The 16251-nt window shown below is 59.7% G+C and carries 15 protein-coding genes; 3 read left to right on the top strand and 12 right to left on the bottom strand.

Annotated features, from left to right (window positions below):
- Positions 1 to 118 precede the first annotated feature (118 nt).
- Complete coding sequence (locus ACPYOP_RS18520) at positions 119 to 898, top strand: class I SAM-dependent methyltransferase (RefSeq protein ID WP_481411815.1); 780 nt, start codon at positions 119 to 121, stop codon at positions 896 to 898.
- A 173-nt stretch (positions 899 to 1071) separates the two neighbouring features.
- On the opposite strand, the gene ACPYOP_RS18515 is transcribed toward ACPYOP_RS18520, so the two are convergent.
- The 9 genes from ACPYOP_RS18515 to ACPYOP_RS18475 form a co-directional block, all read right to left on the bottom strand.
- On the bottom strand, positions 1072 to 1653 hold the full coding sequence (locus ACPYOP_RS18515) for a hypothetical protein (RefSeq protein WP_481411814.1): 582 nt from the start codon (positions 1651 to 1653) through the stop codon (positions 1072 to 1074).
- 1 nt (position 1654) lies between these two features.
- Entirely contained in the window at positions 1655 to 2272 is a 618-nt protein-coding gene (locus ACPYOP_RS18510; protein WP_481411813.1) for a hypothetical protein, read from the bottom strand.
- Positions 2208 to 3140, bottom strand: coding sequence for an SWIM zinc finger family protein (locus tag ACPYOP_RS18505; protein WP_481411812.1), 933 nt, complete (start codon positions 3138 to 3140; stop codon positions 2208 to 2210). Before ACPYOP_RS18505 ends, ACPYOP_RS18510 begins: the two co-directional genes overlap by 65 nt.
- A gap of 20 nt (positions 3141 to 3160) precedes the next feature.
- Complete coding sequence (locus tag ACPYOP_RS18500; RefSeq protein ID WP_481411811.1) at positions 3161 to 3367, bottom strand: helix-turn-helix domain-containing protein; 207 nt, start codon at positions 3365 to 3367, stop codon at positions 3161 to 3163.
- 1 nt (position 3368) lies between these two features.
- Entirely contained in the window at positions 3369 to 3677 is a 309-nt protein-coding gene (locus ACPYOP_RS18495; protein WP_481411810.1) for a hypothetical protein, read from the bottom strand.
- An 833-nt stretch (positions 3678 to 4510) separates the two neighbouring features.
- Positions 4511 to 5653: an alpha-hydroxy-acid oxidizing protein gene (locus ACPYOP_RS18490; RefSeq protein WP_310230931.1), complete on the bottom strand. Its 1143-nt coding sequence runs from the start codon at positions 5651 to 5653 to the stop codon at positions 4511 to 4513.
- Positions 5653 to 7365, bottom strand: coding sequence for a thiamine pyrophosphate-requiring protein (locus tag ACPYOP_RS18485; RefSeq protein ID WP_481411809.1), 1713 nt, complete (start codon positions 7363 to 7365; stop codon positions 5653 to 5655). Before ACPYOP_RS18485 ends, ACPYOP_RS18490 begins: the two co-directional genes overlap by 1 nt.
- A gap of 232 nt (positions 7366 to 7597) precedes the next feature.
- Entirely contained in the window at positions 7598 to 8086 is a 489-nt protein-coding gene (locus tag ACPYOP_RS18480) for a MarR family winged helix-turn-helix transcriptional regulator (RefSeq protein WP_481411808.1), read from the bottom strand.
- A gap of 20 nt (positions 8087 to 8106) precedes the next feature.
- Complete coding sequence (locus ACPYOP_RS18475) at positions 8107 to 9555, bottom strand: aldehyde dehydrogenase (RefSeq protein ID WP_481411807.1); 1449 nt, start codon at positions 9553 to 9555, stop codon at positions 8107 to 8109.
- Between the two features lie 245 nt (positions 9556 to 9800).
- On the opposite strand from ACPYOP_RS18475, the gene ACPYOP_RS18470 reads away from it, so the two are divergent.
- Both ACPYOP_RS18470 and ACPYOP_RS18465 read left to right on the top strand, forming a co-directional pair.
- Entirely contained in the window at positions 9801 to 10724 is a 924-nt protein-coding gene (locus ACPYOP_RS18470; protein WP_112338529.1) for a 2-dehydropantoate 2-reductase, read from the top strand.
- Between the two features lie 35 nt (positions 10725 to 10759).
- On the top strand, positions 10760 to 11701 hold the full coding sequence (locus tag ACPYOP_RS18465; protein ID WP_481411806.1) for a LysR family transcriptional regulator: 942 nt from the start codon (positions 10760 to 10762) through the stop codon (positions 11699 to 11701).
- A gap of 93 nt (positions 11702 to 11794) precedes the next feature.
- On the opposite strand, the gene ACPYOP_RS18460 is transcribed toward ACPYOP_RS18465, so the two are convergent.
- Genes ACPYOP_RS18460 through ACPYOP_RS18450 form a run of 3 tightly spaced genes read right to left on the bottom strand, consistent with a single transcriptional unit; the run spans position 11795 to position 16251 of the window.
- Positions 11795 to 14263 (bottom strand): beta-glucosidase, encoded by a 2469-nt coding sequence (locus ACPYOP_RS18460; RefSeq protein WP_481411805.1) that lies wholly within the window; start codon positions 14261 to 14263, stop codon positions 11795 to 11797.
- Positions 14264 to 14292: 29 nt separating this feature from the next.
- Positions 14293 to 15384 (bottom strand): ABC transporter ATP-binding protein, encoded by a 1092-nt coding sequence (locus tag ACPYOP_RS18455; protein ID WP_481411804.1) that lies wholly within the window; start codon positions 15382 to 15384, stop codon positions 14293 to 14295.
- Positions 15385 to 15387: 3 nt separating this feature from the next.
- Positions 15388 to 16251 (bottom strand): carbohydrate ABC transporter permease, encoded by an 864-nt coding sequence (locus ACPYOP_RS18450; RefSeq protein WP_481411803.1) that lies wholly within the window; start codon positions 16249 to 16251, stop codon positions 15388 to 15390.

Here is a 16251-nt window from a genome sequence, read left to right as displayed (position 1 = left end):
TTCCAAGAAAAGAGCACGGCGGCTTCCGGCAGAATTGCGTGAAAACAAAGAGTTATAGCTATTCGAGAATTCCGATAGAACTGAACAGCTCCGACAGTTTGGACGGAGGGGGAAGCTTATGGCGTTGCAATGTGCCGATTTTTACGACGCTGAACTATCACGGCATAACCGGCATTTACGGGCCGTCGCCAGCGTCAAGGCGCATGACCGCGTGCTCGATATCGGCTGCGGCGCCGGCCAAACCGCCCGGGAAGCAGGCCTTGCCGCAATGGAAGGCGGCGCGGTCGGCGTGGATACGTCCGCCGAGATGCTAGAGATTGCGCGGCAACGTTGCGCGGAAGCGGGGTTACGGAACGTCAGCTTCGAACTGGGCGACGCACAAAGCCATAAATTTCCAGCGGCCGGCTTCGATCTCTGCATCAGCCGGTTCGGCGTTATGTTCTTTGCCGATCCGCCGGCGGCATTTGCCAATATCGCCCAAGCAATGCGCCTGGGCGGACGCCTCGCCTGGATGGTATGGCAAAGCCAGGAGCGCAACGAATGGTCTAGCGCCATCAGGCATGCGCTGGCTCCGGGAAGCGCAATTCCAGAAATTGCCGGCAAGCCGTTCTCGCTGGGCGATCCCGCCATAGCCAAAGAACTGCTAAGCGCCGCCGGCTTCACCTCGATCGACTTCATCGAGGTGGAGGAACCGGTCTTCTATGGGACGAATGTCGACGCCGCCCTCGATGCCCTCGCCGGCCTCTATATGGTCAAGGACGCGCTCTCGCGCACCGATGAGACGCCCGACCAACCACTGCAGCGGCTGCGTGATCTGCTGGAGGCTCATATGACCTCCGAAGGCGTGCTCTTTGACTCCCGCGCATGGATCATCACCGCTGACCGGGCCGGTGCCTGAGGAGGCGTGGTCCGACGGAATTGGGGCATCGCATCACGGCAACAACAATACTGAAGGCGCGTCGTCATCGCAAAACCGCTGCCCACTGGCGCGCGACATGCTTCAGGAAGTTGTGAGCTTGATTTCGGGAGCCTGTAGCCAAAGATATTGCAGCTCGCTGGAGCTAGGATCCCTCAGATTTCCGCAACACCCGGCAGGTCCGTCGCGCGTGACACAATCCCTGAACCGCGTCGATAGAGTACGACCGCCGCTCCGAGTAAATTCTCATCAGGCGAGAAATCCTCGATCACCTTGTTGAAGGCGATCGTTCCACAGCCCGGCGTCAGGCAATCGCGGTTACCTTTCGGGCATTGGCTGAAGTGGCACAGCCGCCCGAGATAGCGATTGGTGACCGGCTCAATCAAGAAGGTATCCACCTGATGGCCGACCACGCTGATGCCGGCGCCGCTCTCGAAAGCTTTTCGTAAAGTAAGGTCTTGGGCACGGCGCAGCTCACTCAGTCGATGCTGATATTCGATCCAGACGATGAGATCGAGGTCGGTGCACTCGTGCCAGAGCTCGATTCCCTGCTTCCTGAAAGAGGCAAAGCGCGGCACCTCTTTCCACAGAGGCTTCGCGACCGAGCCAGTTATGGCGATCGAGACGATTTCGGTGAACTGGCTCCACCGTTCTGTGATCAAATCGGCGGCAATACGGAATTCGCGTTGTCGCGCGATCTGCCTGCGGTTCTCGTCTTCGATGACAGCCCTGCGCATCTCAACCTGCCAGCATCTTCACGAAATTTCGCTTGGCCTTGAATTTCACTTTGAGCCCATCGACATAGCCGGCGTGTTCCGCACTCTCCCGCAACCGTGCCATGCGGTCAATCAATCCTCGAGCGTCCTGATAATTGTGATTGCCTCCGGCGATAACCAGTTGTTCGACGCTGGCGATGTATACGGCGAGGCTCTTCTTCGGATGAGTGGCTTCACAGGCATGGGCCAGGGATAGGATGATCTGACTGCCGGCGCTGTGAGCGCCTAGGACGTTCCAGGCTTCGTCGAGCATGGCTTCCATCATCAGAATCTGGATCAGCATATCGGCCGCCGGGAGCCCGCGGGATCTTGGATCGGCCCTGGTCAGCTTCGCTCGTAAGACCGCAACCGCACGGTCGCGCGCGGGCATGCCGCCAAGGCGGCGAATCTGCTCATATAACGCTTGGCTCGGCCGTCGTTCGAAAGCCGGCCACAGCGACGCCAAAGCCGCGTCGTTCCGACCTGCCTTTCGATGTAGGTCGGCCACGAACGTCACCAGTCTTTCGTCCGGCGTATCATCCTCGAACAGCCACAGTCCTTCCTCGGCGTGGCGCAGCGCTTCGGCGAAATCTTCTCCCACGCAGCAACGGCAAGACGGCGATACTCCGCCAGCCCAGCATCCCCCAATATTTCAGCATAGAGTTCGGAGGCTCCAGAAAAGGTGTCCCACTCGCCGCCGACTTCACGTTTGAACAGATCGCGGGCCAGCTCCAGCGGTTCGGCGGTTCAGCGCTGCATGCGGCCAGGTGAATATCCTGCGCCCGCTCCAGCAACCCTAAGGCATAGCCGTCGGAATCGTCGAGTTCCTCCATGGCCGTTTCGATCCGGCTCAGCGCATACTCGGCCAGGTTCCGCGCAACCGATGCCCGGCCGGCCGGCACCAGCGCCCCAACGGCGCCGAGAGCCTCCTCGACCCCGGCCGCCCAATCCGCCGCCTCCTGGTAATGGACGAACCCGCCGGTGCGTGTGGCGTCGGTAACAGCCTTGCGCAAGCGCGATAAAACCTTCTTGTCGTCTTCGTCCATGATGGCCGCTTCCATGTCGAGCCGGCGGAAGAGCACCGCATCCCGCTCGGCCTGATCAAGAATCATGCCGACCAGCACGGCAGGATCCTTGGTCAGAAGATAGCGGCGAATATTATCGAAGGCGTTGCCTTCCTCCCGCGGTTCGTCCTGATTGGCGGCGAAGGCCACAGCGACCATATGCTTACAAAAACCGAAATCCTCGAAGGCCGGGCAGGAGCACTCGCCGCCGATTTTCCGGCCCTTTCCGGTCAGGAGCGTCCGATAGGTCTCGCTACCCGATACCCGTGCCAGAACGCGCGCCGCTCCATGGTCCAAAATCTCGACCAAACCCTTCCGGAAATAAGTTTCGCCGCGGGCAAAAACCTTGTCTCCCGCCAGACGGCGCACGGACTCGATGTCGAAGCGAGGAAGCGTTCTGCTCATAGCGGGAGTTCCTCGCCCGTTTAGGCTGCACGCCGCGGCAAGGCGACGACGGCCTCGGCGTTTTGGGCGATCACCTGAAGATAGGCCCAGGACGGGGTTTCGGGATGCTTCCGCCGATATTCCCAATCTCGCAGGGTACGAACGGGAATTCGATAGGTAGCGACGAATTTCTCCTGGTTCTGTCCGAGTCGTTCCCACAGCTTCTTGACGTTGTCCAGCTTGGTCATATCAGCCGCTTCCTGAATCGGCTAAAGGCTGCGCGCCGACATCGGCAAGTACTGCCTTATGAATTTCCACAGCGCTCATTGCACCGACCGTAGCCCGATCCGCATCCGTCCCAGCTGGCGGGCTGCCGGAATTAGGGGCGACCGTCGTCATACTAGCGTTCTTCATGTTTTTCCGCTCTTCCAACAGAGATGATACGGGTTCGATCTGCTTGGTTCCTTGAATCACTATGCACTCTTCGCCATAGCCAAACGGTGTGTCGATCCAGGACTCAGCGTTGGAATCTTCAAGTGCCGGAATGCGGTCAGCCAACAAAAGCTTATGCTTACGTCGATTTTCGCCTTTTCAACCGCATCCCATTCATATTCCATGCCGACAAGATACGGCCTCGTCGTAGGAAAGCAAGCATTCGGCGCGGTCAGGCTTATCGCAATTGATTGTACACGCCGATTTGAACATTCTGAGCTAAATAATTGATTTTATTCGAAAGAAATTCTGCCTCAAACGCAAAAACCCGGTGCGCAATTCTTTCAGAATTGAAATTTTTGTTCCGGTTGCAGGCTTTTCGCTGTTGGTTGCCTTGACCGTCCGGTGGACTGCTCGCTTGACCGATGCTCGAGCGCGTCACCCTTCATATTATGACCTGTGGGACGCCGAGCTACCATCGCGATCGAGGAAAATGGCTTTGCGCGAGCAATAAAGATGCCTGGAAATGGGAATATTGGTTTCGTGTTGAGGCTTTGTTGTTTTCTGTGCGGCTGCGTCGGCTTTGGCTTGTTGCGGGCGCCTGATGAGGCGTTAAATGCGCGACGCGTTGCCACAATACAAAAAGCCCGCTGAGTGCGGGCTTTTTTGTATTTGGTTGCGGGGGCAGGATTTGAACCTGCGGCCTTCAGGTTATGGTCCGTAGGACGACGAGCTACCATCGCCAGCGAAGATGAAGTCTTCGCGCCAGCGATAGTGGTCTTGGAGAGGGAAGATTGGTTGCGGGGGCCTGAACCCTCAGAGACTTGTAGATTTCAAGCCAAAACGTGAAAGAAGGATAGCTCCGTTCTTCCAACTCGCACATCTCTTATGCTTTCGGCGGTCTTTCCTCCAGGACGAGCTTACCTCAAGCTATGACACATCATTAGCCAATTCAAAAACTAGTCGGCCCCGAGCGCCCCTCTGGCATCAGGCAAGAATGCGCCGGAAGTTGGTCGCACAAGCTCCCTCGTCCCTAACAGCGCTTGTGTTCTGTCAATCTCGCGTCCCAGAAGCTCAATCACCTCGACTACCCCCTGCTCACCGCCGACAGCAAGGCCGAACAGGGCAGCGCGGCCGATCATCACCGCGCTCGCACCCAACGAAATCGCCTTGACGATATCGCTGCCACGCCGGATGCCGCTATCGACGATGATCGGGGCGTTGACGATGGAAAAGCGAGGCAGAGCGTCGATAGGTGCGGGAGCTATGTCGAGTTGGCGGCCGCCATGGTTGGAGACAACGACGGCATCAACGCCGAGAGCGATAGCGCGCTTAGCGTCGTCTGGGTGTAAAAGCCCCTTCACCAGCAGACGACGGGGCCAGCGGTCACGCAGACGTTTCAAGTCGTCCCAATCGAAACTCGCATCCATCTTGCGGGAAAGAAGTGCTGCCTGCGTATTGGGATCTGTGACCATGTCCGTGGCGAGATTAGCCATTGATGGCGCGCCATACCGGCCAACGTCCCACAGCCAACGCGGATGACACAGGATATCGGCGATTGTCCTGGGGCGGAAGCGGAACGGCATCACGAAGTTGTTTCGTTCGTCGCGCTCCCGCTTACCGCCCATCGCAACATCCACCGTCAAAACCAGATGACTGAAGTCGGCCGCAAGCGCCCGATCCACCAACTGATCGGCGAAATCGCGGTTCATGACATAAAGCTGAAACCACAGATCGCCATTCGAAGCCTTGGCGACGTCTTCGATGGAATTATTCGAGGCCGTCGACAAGGTGAAGGGGATACCCAGCCTGGAAGCAGCCCTGGCGAGCAAAATATCTCCGTCGCGCCGGTAAAGGCCGTTAAGCCCGGTCGGCGCGATGACGATCGGCATCGGCAGACGTTGCCCGAACCATTCGACGCTCTGGTCGCGGACGGAGACATTGTTGAGCAGTCGTGGCGTCATTTTGATCGCCTCGAAAGCCCTGCGGTTTTCCTTGAGCGCGACCTCGTCTTCTGAGCCGCCGTCCAGATAATCAAAGACAAAGCGTGGTAACAGGCGCCGTGCCTTCCGCCTGTATTCCTCGACGTTGAGAAAGGTCATCAGGGCGCGATCCGGATTTCGACGAGGGCTTGGGTCTTGTGCATCGTCACCTGTTCGATCGCGGCTGCCAGAGCCCCGGCTAGGTCCTCCGCGCGATCCACCCGCGCAGTCCAGGCGCGGCTCGCCGCCGCCACCTTAGTGAAGTCCGGTGTCGGCGCAAGCGAAACCAGCGGCATGGTGTTTGCCTTCGCCGCATATCCATCCGGATAGACGCCGAGCACCGACTGGCGCACCGCACCCCATTCGGAATTGTTGAGAACCAGTATGAGAAGCGGAATGTCGGCTGCTTCAGCAATCTGGTGGCAGGCAACTGGGTTGGAGAACATGTAGGAGCCATCACCCATGGTGGCGACGATCAGCCTGTCCTGCCGGGCGAGCTTCATGCCCAGCGCTGCCGGAAAGCACCAGCCAAGCCCGCCGGAATGGGGTTCCTGATACCAGGTGTCCGGCGCTTGCAGGGTCAACTCCTCCAGCGGCGCGCCGAGTTCGGACAGGATGGCGGCATCCCTGCCCTCGATCGCCTTGGAAAGGCAGGCGCTGACGAAGCCTTTGGACATGACTGGGCCTCTGCCCGCTTCCGCACGCTCCAGGACCGCAGCGCGGCGCTGCGCCGCAGCGTCTGCGACCTTGGCACGCCGCGCTTCGCGCAATTTCGCCGTTGTCGGCAGGAACGTCAAAGCGGCAGCGGCGAGTTCGATGATGACCTCGGCCGTGTCACCGACAAGGGCGAGGTCACAGGGAAAGTTGCGAACTGGGAAGCGTGAATAAAGCGGGTCTTGCCCGATATGAACGACCTTGCAGTCCGGCTCGAGCGAATGAATGTCCGGCGACCATGGCGCAAGGCTGTCGATCACCAGTACGAGATCGGCCTTGGCAAGCCATTCGGCTGGGTCGCCGCCCACCGCCATAGGATGGTCGGTTGGCGCGGCTAGTTGGATGGCCCAATATTGACAAATAGCAATGCCCCAGTCGTCGGCAAGGCGCGACAGGGTCTCGAAACCTTCCGCCGAGCCTGCGCCACGCTGCGCGATGATCAGCGGGTTCTTGGCTTCGCTCAGCAGTTTCGCGGCAGCCTCGATATCGGCGCGGCGCGGCGCGGCGCTCGCGGCAGCAATCGTTGCCGGCGCCTCCAGTTCGTCCGATGGGCACGGCTCGCAGAGAACCTCGCGCGGCAGGCTTAGGTAGACCGGCCCGCGTGGGGTGGAATTGGCGATAGCGAAGGCCCGGTCGACGATGTCGACCGCCTGTTCAGGAAATTTCAGCTCGTAGTCCCACTTGACCGATTCGCGGATCATGGCGGCCTGGTCACGCATCTCCTGACCCCAGCCGATCGGCACCGTGCGGGCGCCGAGCCGGCCCTTTTCGACGACGGGCGTGCGACCGGAAAAGACGAGCATGGGAACATGCTCGGTCGCCGCGTTGATCGCACCAATAACGCAATTGGCGAGGCCGACATTGGTATGCGCCATGACGGCCTGTGCGCGTCCCGTTGCCAGATAGTAACCATGCGCCATGCCCATGGCGGCGTTTTCATGCGGGATGACGATGGCCTTCGGCAGCGGGATCTGTTTGGCCGAAGCTTCTGCCAGACCCTCGATGATCGGCGGGAAATCGGTCCCGGAATTGGCGAAGATATAATCGACGCCCACGGCCTTCAGGCGCGCGAGAAGAGCGCCGCCGGCGGTAATGGTTGGAGCCTTGGTGTCCATCATGAATGTGACTCGCTTTCATTCTGCTCAGAGGTGGCTGAGAACGCAGATTAGTGGGATGGGACGGACTTTTTGACTGAACGCCCTTTTCCGTCCTTGAAGTTCACGGGCACACCACAACCGTTTCCGGCTCTCCTCCAAGCCGAATTGCGCGGGAAATCCCCGGGGTTCGAAATGTCTTCTAATCGCCAGCGAAGCGGTGCCTGAAGGGCGGTCAGCGACGCTGTGAGCGACTTCAGCCTTTGCCGAGCGCGTCGACAATTCTCGCCAAAATCGCGATCAGGGCTACCTTGTCCTTTCCGACGATGGCATCGAGACGGCGGTCATGCTCGCGTGCAACGGCATGCAGCCGCTTATGCATTTTGCGACCCTCGTCTGTGAGGCTGACGCTGTAGCTGCGCTGATCGTTAGGATTTTGTCGCCGTTCGATCAGGCCGCGAATGGCAAGCCCCTTCAGCGTCGAAGTCAGGGTCGAGCGGTCGCGACCGCAGACCCTGCTCAATTCCGAAGGGGTCAGCTCGTCATATTCGGAAACGATCGTCAGGATCGAATACCAGCCAGGCTTCAGGTCGCTCTTTTCAAGCATCGCGCTGAATGTCTGGAAAGAAACCTCCTGGGCCACGCGAAGGTGATAACCGACGACGTCCCTGAATACCGTCGGTATGAGATCGTCACTTTCGTTCTTACTCGGCGAATCTTCGGCGGGCTTGGGTGATACTGTCACAATCGCTCTCCGTTGCGGCTTCAAAACGGGTAATGCTGCTGTGCGTCTTCGACCGTGATCCAACGCAGATCGGTGAATTCGGCAATCGCTGCACGTCCGCCGAAGCGGCCGTAACCTGAAGCCTTGACCCCACCAAACGGCATTTGGGCTTCGTCATGCACGGTCGGACCGTTTATGTGGCAAATTCCGCTTTCAATTCGGCGGGCAACGGCCATAGCGCGCTCGACATTCCGGCTGAAGACGGCGGATGATAAGCCATATTCCGTATCATTCGCGACGCGGATCGCCTCTTCATCGCCGTTCACACGTATTACGCTTTTGGCCGGACCGAAGGATTCTTCGGAATAGATGCGCATGTCGGGCCTGACGCGATCGACGAGCGTTGCCTCCATGATGGAACCATTATGAGTACCACCGGCAACGAGTGCCGCACCGTTGGCAATAGCGTCATCGACCATTTCCTGCACTCGTTCGGCCGCCTCGGGCGTGACGAGTGAGCCCAGAACAACGTGACCGCGCGGATCGCCGGCCGGAAGCGCCTTCGCCTTGGTCGCCAATTTTTCAACGAAAGCATCCGCGACCTTGGCATCGACGATGATGCGTTCCGTCGACATGCAGATCTGGCCCTGGTTCATGTAGGCGCCGAAAGCGGCGGCATTGACGGCCGCATCGAGATCGGCGTCATCGAGAACAAGGAAGGGTGCCTTGCCGCCGAGTTCGAGCAGAACCGGCTTGAGATGCTCGGCTGCAAGCTTGGCGATGATTTTGCCGACGCGGGTCGAGCCCGTGAAGTTGATGCGCTTGACGGCCGGATGGGCGACCAGTGTCTCAACGACCTTGGCCGCATCGGCCGGCGCATTGGTGACGACGTTGACGACGCCGTTAGGGAAGCCCGCTTCGCGCAACACCTGGCCAATGAGGCGATGCGTGCCAGGGCACATTTCGGAGGCCTTCAGGATGACCGTGTTGCCACAGGCAAGCGGCATGGCGATGGCACGTGTGCCGAGGATGACTGGGGCGTTCCAAGGCGCGATCCCAACGCAGACGCCGGCTGGCTGGCGGATGCCCATGGCAAGCGTGCCGGGCTTGTCGGACGGAATGATCTCGCCGGAAATCTGCGTCGTCATCGCTGCGGCCTCACGCAGGATATTGGCGGCGAACATGGTATTGAACCCACCCCAGGGCGCGGTCGCACCCGTTTCGGCGGTCATCAGACGGATGAATTCGCCCGCTTTGGAATCCATGATGTCGGCCGCCTTCAAGAGCAGCTTGCGGCGTTCGCCCGGACCCGATGCCGACCATTGCGCGAAGGCGGCAGCGGCAGCATCAGCCGCGGCATGGGCATCTTCCGCCTGGCCGGCGGCGGCCTTGGTCGCGATCTCTCCGGTCACCGGATCGATGCGCTCATATACCCCGCCCGAAAATGCTGCACGGTCTTCATTGTCGATCAAAAGCTGAATGTTATCCATGGTTTCCTCCTCCTCGGACGGTAGTGTCGCAATTGCCGGATCTGCCGCCCGATGCACCGCAGCAGGTATCCCAGCCGTTGCGCCAGCTTCAACCTGCCCATCTCCTGTACGCCTGAACCCTATCCGATGCGCCATTGGTCAGCAAGATAGTTTGATGTCCAAATATTTGATGACAAACTATCCTAATAAAGGTATTTCCAACCCCTATGGCCAGGACGAAGGAGCCGGAAAAGGAGGGAGGACGCATGAAGATCGCTATTATCGGGGCTGGAGCCATGGGAAGCCTGTTTGCCGGACGCTTGGCGGAAAAGGACCACTCGGTCTCCCTTATCGAAGTATCCGGTAGGATGATTGACGCCATTGGCGCTAAAGGGCTCCGGATGATGGGCCTTTTCGGCGAGAAGGCTTACAGCCTGCCGGTCGGCCCGGCGGATCGCTATATTGATCCTTTCGATCTGCTGATCGTCTTCACCAAGGGCATGCATACCTCCTCCGCGATGGAAGCGGCGAAACATGTCATTGGCAAGGATACCTGGGCACTAACGGTTCAAAACGGCATCGGCAATGTCGAGGCAATCGAGTCCTTCATTGCCCGCGACCGCATCGTTATGGGCATGACCAACTGGCCTTCGACGCTGATCGAGCCGGGCCTGGTCAACGTTCCCGGCGAAGGTGAGATCAAGGTCTGGGCCGCGAGCGGTCAGGCTTCCGAGAAGTTGGAGGCTATTGCCAGCGCCCTCGATGGGGCAGGCCTCAACTGCAAGCTCGATCCGCATGTCGAAGTGGCAATTTGGGAAAAGTTGGCCTTCAATTCAGCGCTCAACTCGCTTGCCGCCATAACAGGACTGACCGTCGGCGAAATGGGCGACCGGCAGGAGTCGCGCAACATCGTCTTCACCATCCTCGATGAGGTTATCGCGGTCGCAAAGGCGCGCGGCCTTGCCGTCGATGCAGATCATATCCGGGAGTCGGTCGAACACGCCTTTGCCAATCACAGGCAGCACAAGCCATCCATGTTGCAGGACCGGCTTGCGGGCCGGCGTATGGAAATCGGCACGATTACGGGGGCAGTCAGCAAGACCGGCGAAACACTGGGTATTGCCACGCCGGTCACGACGACCTTTGCCAGCCTGCTCACCCTTGTCGATGGAGCGGACCTGCGCGTCTGAGACGTAAATGTTGAGCATCTCGGGAGGAGGCCTACATGCAAGACTTGAATCTGTTGCGCGTCCTCGTTGCGATACACGAGTGCCAGACGGTGACTGCGGCTGCAAATCGGCTGAATATGTCGCAGCCAACCGTGTCGCAAGCGCTTTCGCGCCTGCGCGACATTACCAGCGATCCGCTTTTCCTGCGTGGCCCACAGGGTATGTCGCCAACCGCGCATGCCACGCATCTCTATCGCGAATGCGCGACGGCGCTGCACCGTCTCGATCATGCCCTGAAGGCAGACGAGCCTTTCGTTCCGGCTGAGGCGAAGGAGCATTTTACCATTGCATTGTCCGACCTGGGTGAGATGACCTTCCTGCCACCGATTGCCGAATCTTTGGCGAGCATCGCACCCTCGATCCGCCTCGACATCGTGCCGCTGGCCGTCCATGAGGTCGAACAGAAGCTCAAACTCCGGCAGATCGATTTCGCTATCGGCAACCTGAAAAAGATCGATCCGGATCTCAGGCAGCGCGATCTTTTCGAGGAGAACTATGTCGCGCTCATTCGGAAGAATCATCCAACCATCGGCAATACGCTCTCATTGGACGAGTTTCTGGCGAACGGCCACGCCGTAGTCAACGGTGCTTCCGAACATTGGCAGGTTTCAAGCCTTGCAACGGTCGGAGGGCCGAAGCCGGCGCACGTCCATATCGTGCTACCGCATTTCACCGCTCTCCCCTTCGTGATCAGCCAGAGCAATCTCATCGGCGTGTTGCCATCACGCACCGCCGAAAGCTTCTCCGAGCGCTTCAATCTCCGATGGCTGCCGCTGCCCTTCGTCATGCCGAATTTCAAGGTCCGGCTGCTTTGGCATGGCGGGCAGACGCTGCGCAGCGACGCGCGCAACTGGATGGTGGAACAAGTGAGCGATATTTTGCAAAACTTTCAGCCCTGTCCCTACGATTATTATCGGACCCCGGAGACACTGCGCTAGAACGGTCCAGCAAGCCGCGTGGCGAAGCCGTCCGACGTGAGGCCCAAAACACGAAAGAGAGAGCCGCCTAGAGTTGGCCTCCAGACGGCCCCGTCAGGTCTCAGGGGCCGCCATCGCACAGACTTCTTCCCAGTCATCCCCCAGAGTGACTGTAATGTTGCGCGGCAGATCGACAGAGGATGTGCCGATCAGGATCGTGTAGTCGCCAGCCGGTGCGCGCCAGGCGTTGTGTTGGGCATCGAAATAGGCGAGGGATCGCATGCCAAGAGTAATGTCCGCCCTCCCTTCTTCACCGGCGGAAAGCATGAACGTGCTGAAGCCGCGCAACTCCTTCACCGGACGGTCATGCTCCTTCGGCGGAGAGACATAGACCTGAACCACGGCCTTGCCAGCCCGCGCACCGGTGTTGCGAATCGACGTAGTAACCGCCACACTGTCGCCGGGGCTGATCGTCCAGGCAGACGGCCGAGGCTCACCCAGTTCGAACGTCGTGTAGGAAAGGCCGAAGCCGAAGGGATAAAGCACGCCCTCACCGCCAGCGCGATCATAGTGCCGGTAGCCGATGAACACGCCTTCGCGATAGGCGACATGGCCGTTCTCGCCGGGATAATTGCCGATCGTCGGATTGGCTGATAGCGTCGCGGGGAAGGTCTGCGGCAGGCGGCCGCCGGGTTCGGCGTCACCGAAGAGCACATCTGCCACGCCATGACCGAGTTCCTGTCCCGGATACCAGCTTTGCAGGATCGCCGCGACCTCACCTTTCCACGGCATGGCAACCGGCCCGCCGGTCTGCAACACGACGACACAGTTTGGATTGGCCGCCGCCACGCGGGAAATCAGTTCGTTCTGCGCGCCCGGGAGATCGATGCCCGGCAGATCACGGCCTTCGCTATCCCACTCGGCCGTCCGCCCGACAAAGACGAGAGCGACATCTGCGGCGGCAGCCGCGCGTTCGGCGCGGGCGAGCCCCGCCTCGCCCGGCGGCAGCGAAAGACCAACCCGGAACGCCTGAATGCCATCCATGACTCCGGTGGTCGAGCGATAGTCGACACGGAAGTGATAGGTCCGGCCTTCTTCGAGCTCGATTTCGACCTGACGCTCGTCGCCACCAAAATGATAATAGGTTGCCCCAGTTGGTACCCAGCCTTCCCAGCCGTCGATGGTCAGCACGTCGTCGACATAAAGTCGTGCAAGGCCGGCATTGGCAAGGCCGAGTTCATAGCGCCCAGTCCTATCAGGCGTGACATCGAAAGAAGAGCGCGCCGTGAAGAGATGCAGATCGACGCCCGGCTCATGCGAGCCGAACCATTTGGCGTCCGAACTCGGATATTCCCGTTTGAAGACAGCCCGCCCGCCGAAATCTTCGTTGTTGTAAAAGCGTGTCGTCATCGTGCCCGACACGACCGGCAGCAGGAAATGGTTGGTGCAGCCTTCCTCGAAGAAGACCTCGACATTGTCACGGGCCATCACGCCATCGAGCGGACTTACCCGATAGTGTGCGTTTACCCGCGCACTGCCGCCCCCCATGATCCGCGCCACGGCGGCATTGGGGCCGATCACTGCGATTTTAAGCGGCTTGGTTCCGTCAAGCGGCAGGATACTATTGTTCTTCAGCAAAACAGATCCTTCCGCCACGGCACGGCGGATGAGCTCGCGATGTTCCGGCAGATCGACGGACGTCTCCGCCTTGACGCGGGGCGTGTTGCGTACGCCCGAGCGATCCACGAGTCGCAGCACGCGACGCGCCCCGTCTGTGACCATGTCGAGATCGACCTCGCCGCGCTTAATGGCATCGAGAAGCTTCTTGCCGCGATAGAGCGCGGGGCCGGGCATTTCGAGATCGAGGCCGGCATTGACGCTTTCCGCCACGCTCTTCACCGCCGTCCAATCGGATATGACGAGCCCGTCAAACCCGTATTCGACCTTCAGGAGATCGTGGAGCAGCCATTTATGTTCGCTGGTGAAGGTGCCGTTGAGGCGGTTATAGGAGCACATCAGCGCCCAGATACCCGCCTTCACCGCAGCCTCGAAAGGCGGCAGGTAGATTTCGCGCAGGGTGCGGATATCGATGTCGGAGGACATGGTCATCCGCTCGTATTCGCTCTCATTGCCGATGAAATGCTTGATCGTCGCGCCGACGCCTTGCGCTTGCAGTCCGCCGATATAGGCCAGCGCCATTTCCGTCGTCAGATGCGGGTCTTCCGAATAGCATTCGAAATTGCGGCCATTGAGCGGGCCGCGATGCATGTTGACGGTGGGCGCGAGCAGAACATTGCTGTCCTTGGTGCGCGCCTCCTGCGCCAGCGCTTTGCCGATTTCCCGCAGCAGGTCCGGGTTCCAGCTTGCGCCGAGCGCGATACCGGAGGGGAAAACGGCCGCCGTCGGTCCGTTTTCCGTCACCCCGCCGCGCGCGCCGTTCGGCCCGTCCGAGACCTTGACGGAGGGCACGCCCAGGCGCTCGATGGCAACAGTTTCCCAGAAATTCGCGCCCGACAGCAGTGACACCTTTTCCTCAAGCGTCAGCTTTGCGAGTGTGTCTTCGATCCAGATTTCATCAGTCATTTCGTCTCACGCACCCATATTCATGAAATTCAAAGCCGCACGCCTTCGGCGGTAGAGAAGAGCGAGGCGCTGCCGAGCGAGAAGCCGAGCTTCAGCGTGCTGCCGCGCGCCGGGTTGAGCTTGAGTTCGCTGTTGACCCGCACCGAGATTTTTTGAGAACCGCACGTTCCCCAAATGACCGTATCCGCACCCATCGTCTCGATGACATTGACCACCATGTTGAGCGGCAGCAGGCCCTCGCGTGGCGAAATTACCAGATGCTCCGGACGGATGCCGAGAATGACCTCCATCGGCGCTGCCGGTCGCCTGGCGAAGGGATAAGGGCTGACATCGAGCGCATGGCCGTCCTTCAGCTTGAACTCGACCCGCTCGCCTTGCGGCACAATCGTGCCGGAGAGGAAATTCATAGCCGGCGAACCAATGAAGTCGGCAACAAAGAGATTGGCCGGACGGTTATAGATTTCCTCCGGCGAGGCGAGCTGCTGGATGACGCCGTTTTGCATGACGGCGATACGGGTCGCGAGCGTCATCGCCTCGACCTGATCATGTGTCACATAGATCATCGTCTTGCCGATATCCTCATGGAGCGTCTTGAGTTCCACACGCAGTTCGGCGCGCAGCTTTGCATCGAGATTGGAGAGCGGCTCGTCGAAGAGATAGACATCGGCGTCGCGCACCAGCGCCCGGCCGATCGCCACGCGCTGGCGCTGGCCGCCGGAAAGGGCGGACGGACGGCGCTTCAGATAGGGCTTGATCTGGAGCATGTCCGAGACCTTTGCAACGCGGCGTTCGATCTCGTTCTTCGGCAGTTTCGCCATGCGCAGCCCGAAAGTCAGGTTTCCCTCGACGGTCGTCTGCGGATAAAGCGCATATGATTGGAACACCATTCCGATGCCGCGATCCTTCGGCTCGGCATGGGTCATGTCCTTGTTGCCGATCATGATCTTGCCGCCATGCACGTCGATGAGGCCGGCAACGGAGTTGAGCAGCGTCGATTTCCCGCAGCCTGACGAGCCGAGAAGCACGATGAATTCGCCGCTGGCAATGTCGAGATTGAGGTTTTGCAGGACCTTGACAGCCCCGAACTGAATTTCGAGGTCCTGGATGGAAACGGCGGTCATCGATTATCCCTTCACTGCACCGGCGGCAATGCCGCGGACGAACCAACGTCCGGATGCGAGGTAGATTACGAGAGGAACGAGGGCCGTCAGGATGGTTGCGGCCATGTCGACATTGTAGGCCTTCTCGCCCTGTGTCGTGTTGACGATATTGTTGAGCAGCACGGTCATCGGCCGGTTGTCGGAGCCGGCAAAGACCAGGCCGAACAGGAAGTCGTTCCAGATATGGGTGGATTGCAGGATCACCGCCACGATCAGGATCGGCGGGGAGAGCGGCAGCATGAGCCGGAAGAAGATATCCCAAAACCCGCCCCCATCGACGCGCGCGGCGCTGAAAAGGTCGCGCGGCAAGCCGGCGTAGTAGTTGCGGAACATCAGCATCATGACCGGCAGGCCGAAAATAACATGCACTATGATGATGCCGGCAAGGCTGTTATAAAGCCCGACCTGGGAGAGAACCCGGACCAGCGGATAAATGAAGACCTGATAGGGGATGAAGGCCGCAACAACGAGAACTGCGAAGATGATGCCTGCTCCCTTCGGGCGCCAGAAGGACAGTGCATAACCGGTTACTGCCCCGAGCAGGATCGATAGGAAAGTCGAGGGGATCATGATCTTCAGCGAATTGAAGAACCCGACCGAAACGCCGGAGCAGGTGAGACCCGTGCAGGCCGAACTCCAAGCCGTCTTCCACGCCTCGAGCGTCGGGCGCAACGGAAAGGCGAAGATGGATGATCCGCGCACCTCGTCCATGGTTTTCAATGAAGTCGCCACCATCACGTAAAGCGGCATCAGGAAGAAGGCCGCCATGACGGCGAGAAAGGCGTAGACGCCGATTCGGGCAATATTTTTCTCTTGACGTTGCGCCAT

This window comes from Rhizobium sp. KNZ2-6A (genome assembly GCF_056755475.1).
The sequence above is the reverse complement of the archived record's forward strand: the minus strand, read 5'-3'. Positions and strand labels throughout refer to the sequence as shown.

Excerpts from the sequence above, each read along its gene's own strand:
- ACPYOP_RS18450 (WP_481411803.1), bottom strand. The coding sequence starts at position 16,251 with ATGGCGCAACGTCAAGAGAAAAATATTGCCCGAATCGGCGTCTACGCC.
- ACPYOP_RS18470 (WP_112338529.1), top strand. The coding sequence starts at position 9,801 with ATGAAGATCGCTATTATCGGGGCTGGAGCCATGGGAAGCCTGTTTGCC.
- ACPYOP_RS18455 (WP_481411804.1), bottom strand. The coding sequence starts at position 15,384 with ATGACCGCCGTTTCCATCCAGGACCTCGAAATTCAGTTCGGGGCTGTC.
- ACPYOP_RS18485 (WP_481411809.1), bottom strand. The coding sequence starts at position 7,365 with ATGATGGACACCAAGGCTCCAACCATTACCGCCGGCGGCGCTCTTCTC.
- ACPYOP_RS18465 (WP_481411806.1), top strand. The coding sequence starts at position 10,760 with ATGCAAGACTTGAATCTGTTGCGCGTCCTCGTTGCGATACACGAGTGC.
- ACPYOP_RS18490 (WP_310230931.1), bottom strand. The coding sequence starts at position 5,653 with ATGACCTTTCTCAACGTCGAGGAATACAGGCGGAAGGCACGGCGCCTG.
- ACPYOP_RS18505 (WP_481411812.1), bottom strand. The coding sequence starts at position 3,140 with ATGAGCAGAACGCTTCCTCGCTTCGACATCGAGTCCGTGCGCCGTCTG.
- ACPYOP_RS18460 (WP_481411805.1), bottom strand. The coding sequence starts at position 14,263 with ATGACTGATGAAATCTGGATCGAAGACACACTCGCAAAGCTGACGCTT.
- ACPYOP_RS18520 (WP_481411815.1), top strand. The coding sequence starts at position 119 with ATGGCGTTGCAATGTGCCGATTTTTACGACGCTGAACTATCACGGCAT.
- ACPYOP_RS18515 (WP_481411814.1), bottom strand. The coding sequence starts at position 1,653 with ATGCGCAGGGCTGTCATCGAAGACGAGAACCGCAGGCAGATCGCGCGA.
- ACPYOP_RS18500 (WP_481411811.1), bottom strand. The coding sequence starts at position 3,367 with ATGACCAAGCTGGACAACGTCAAGAAGCTGTGGGAACGACTCGGACAG.
- ACPYOP_RS18475 (WP_481411807.1), bottom strand. The coding sequence starts at position 9,555 with ATGGATAACATTCAGCTTTTGATCGACAATGAAGACCGTGCAGCATTT.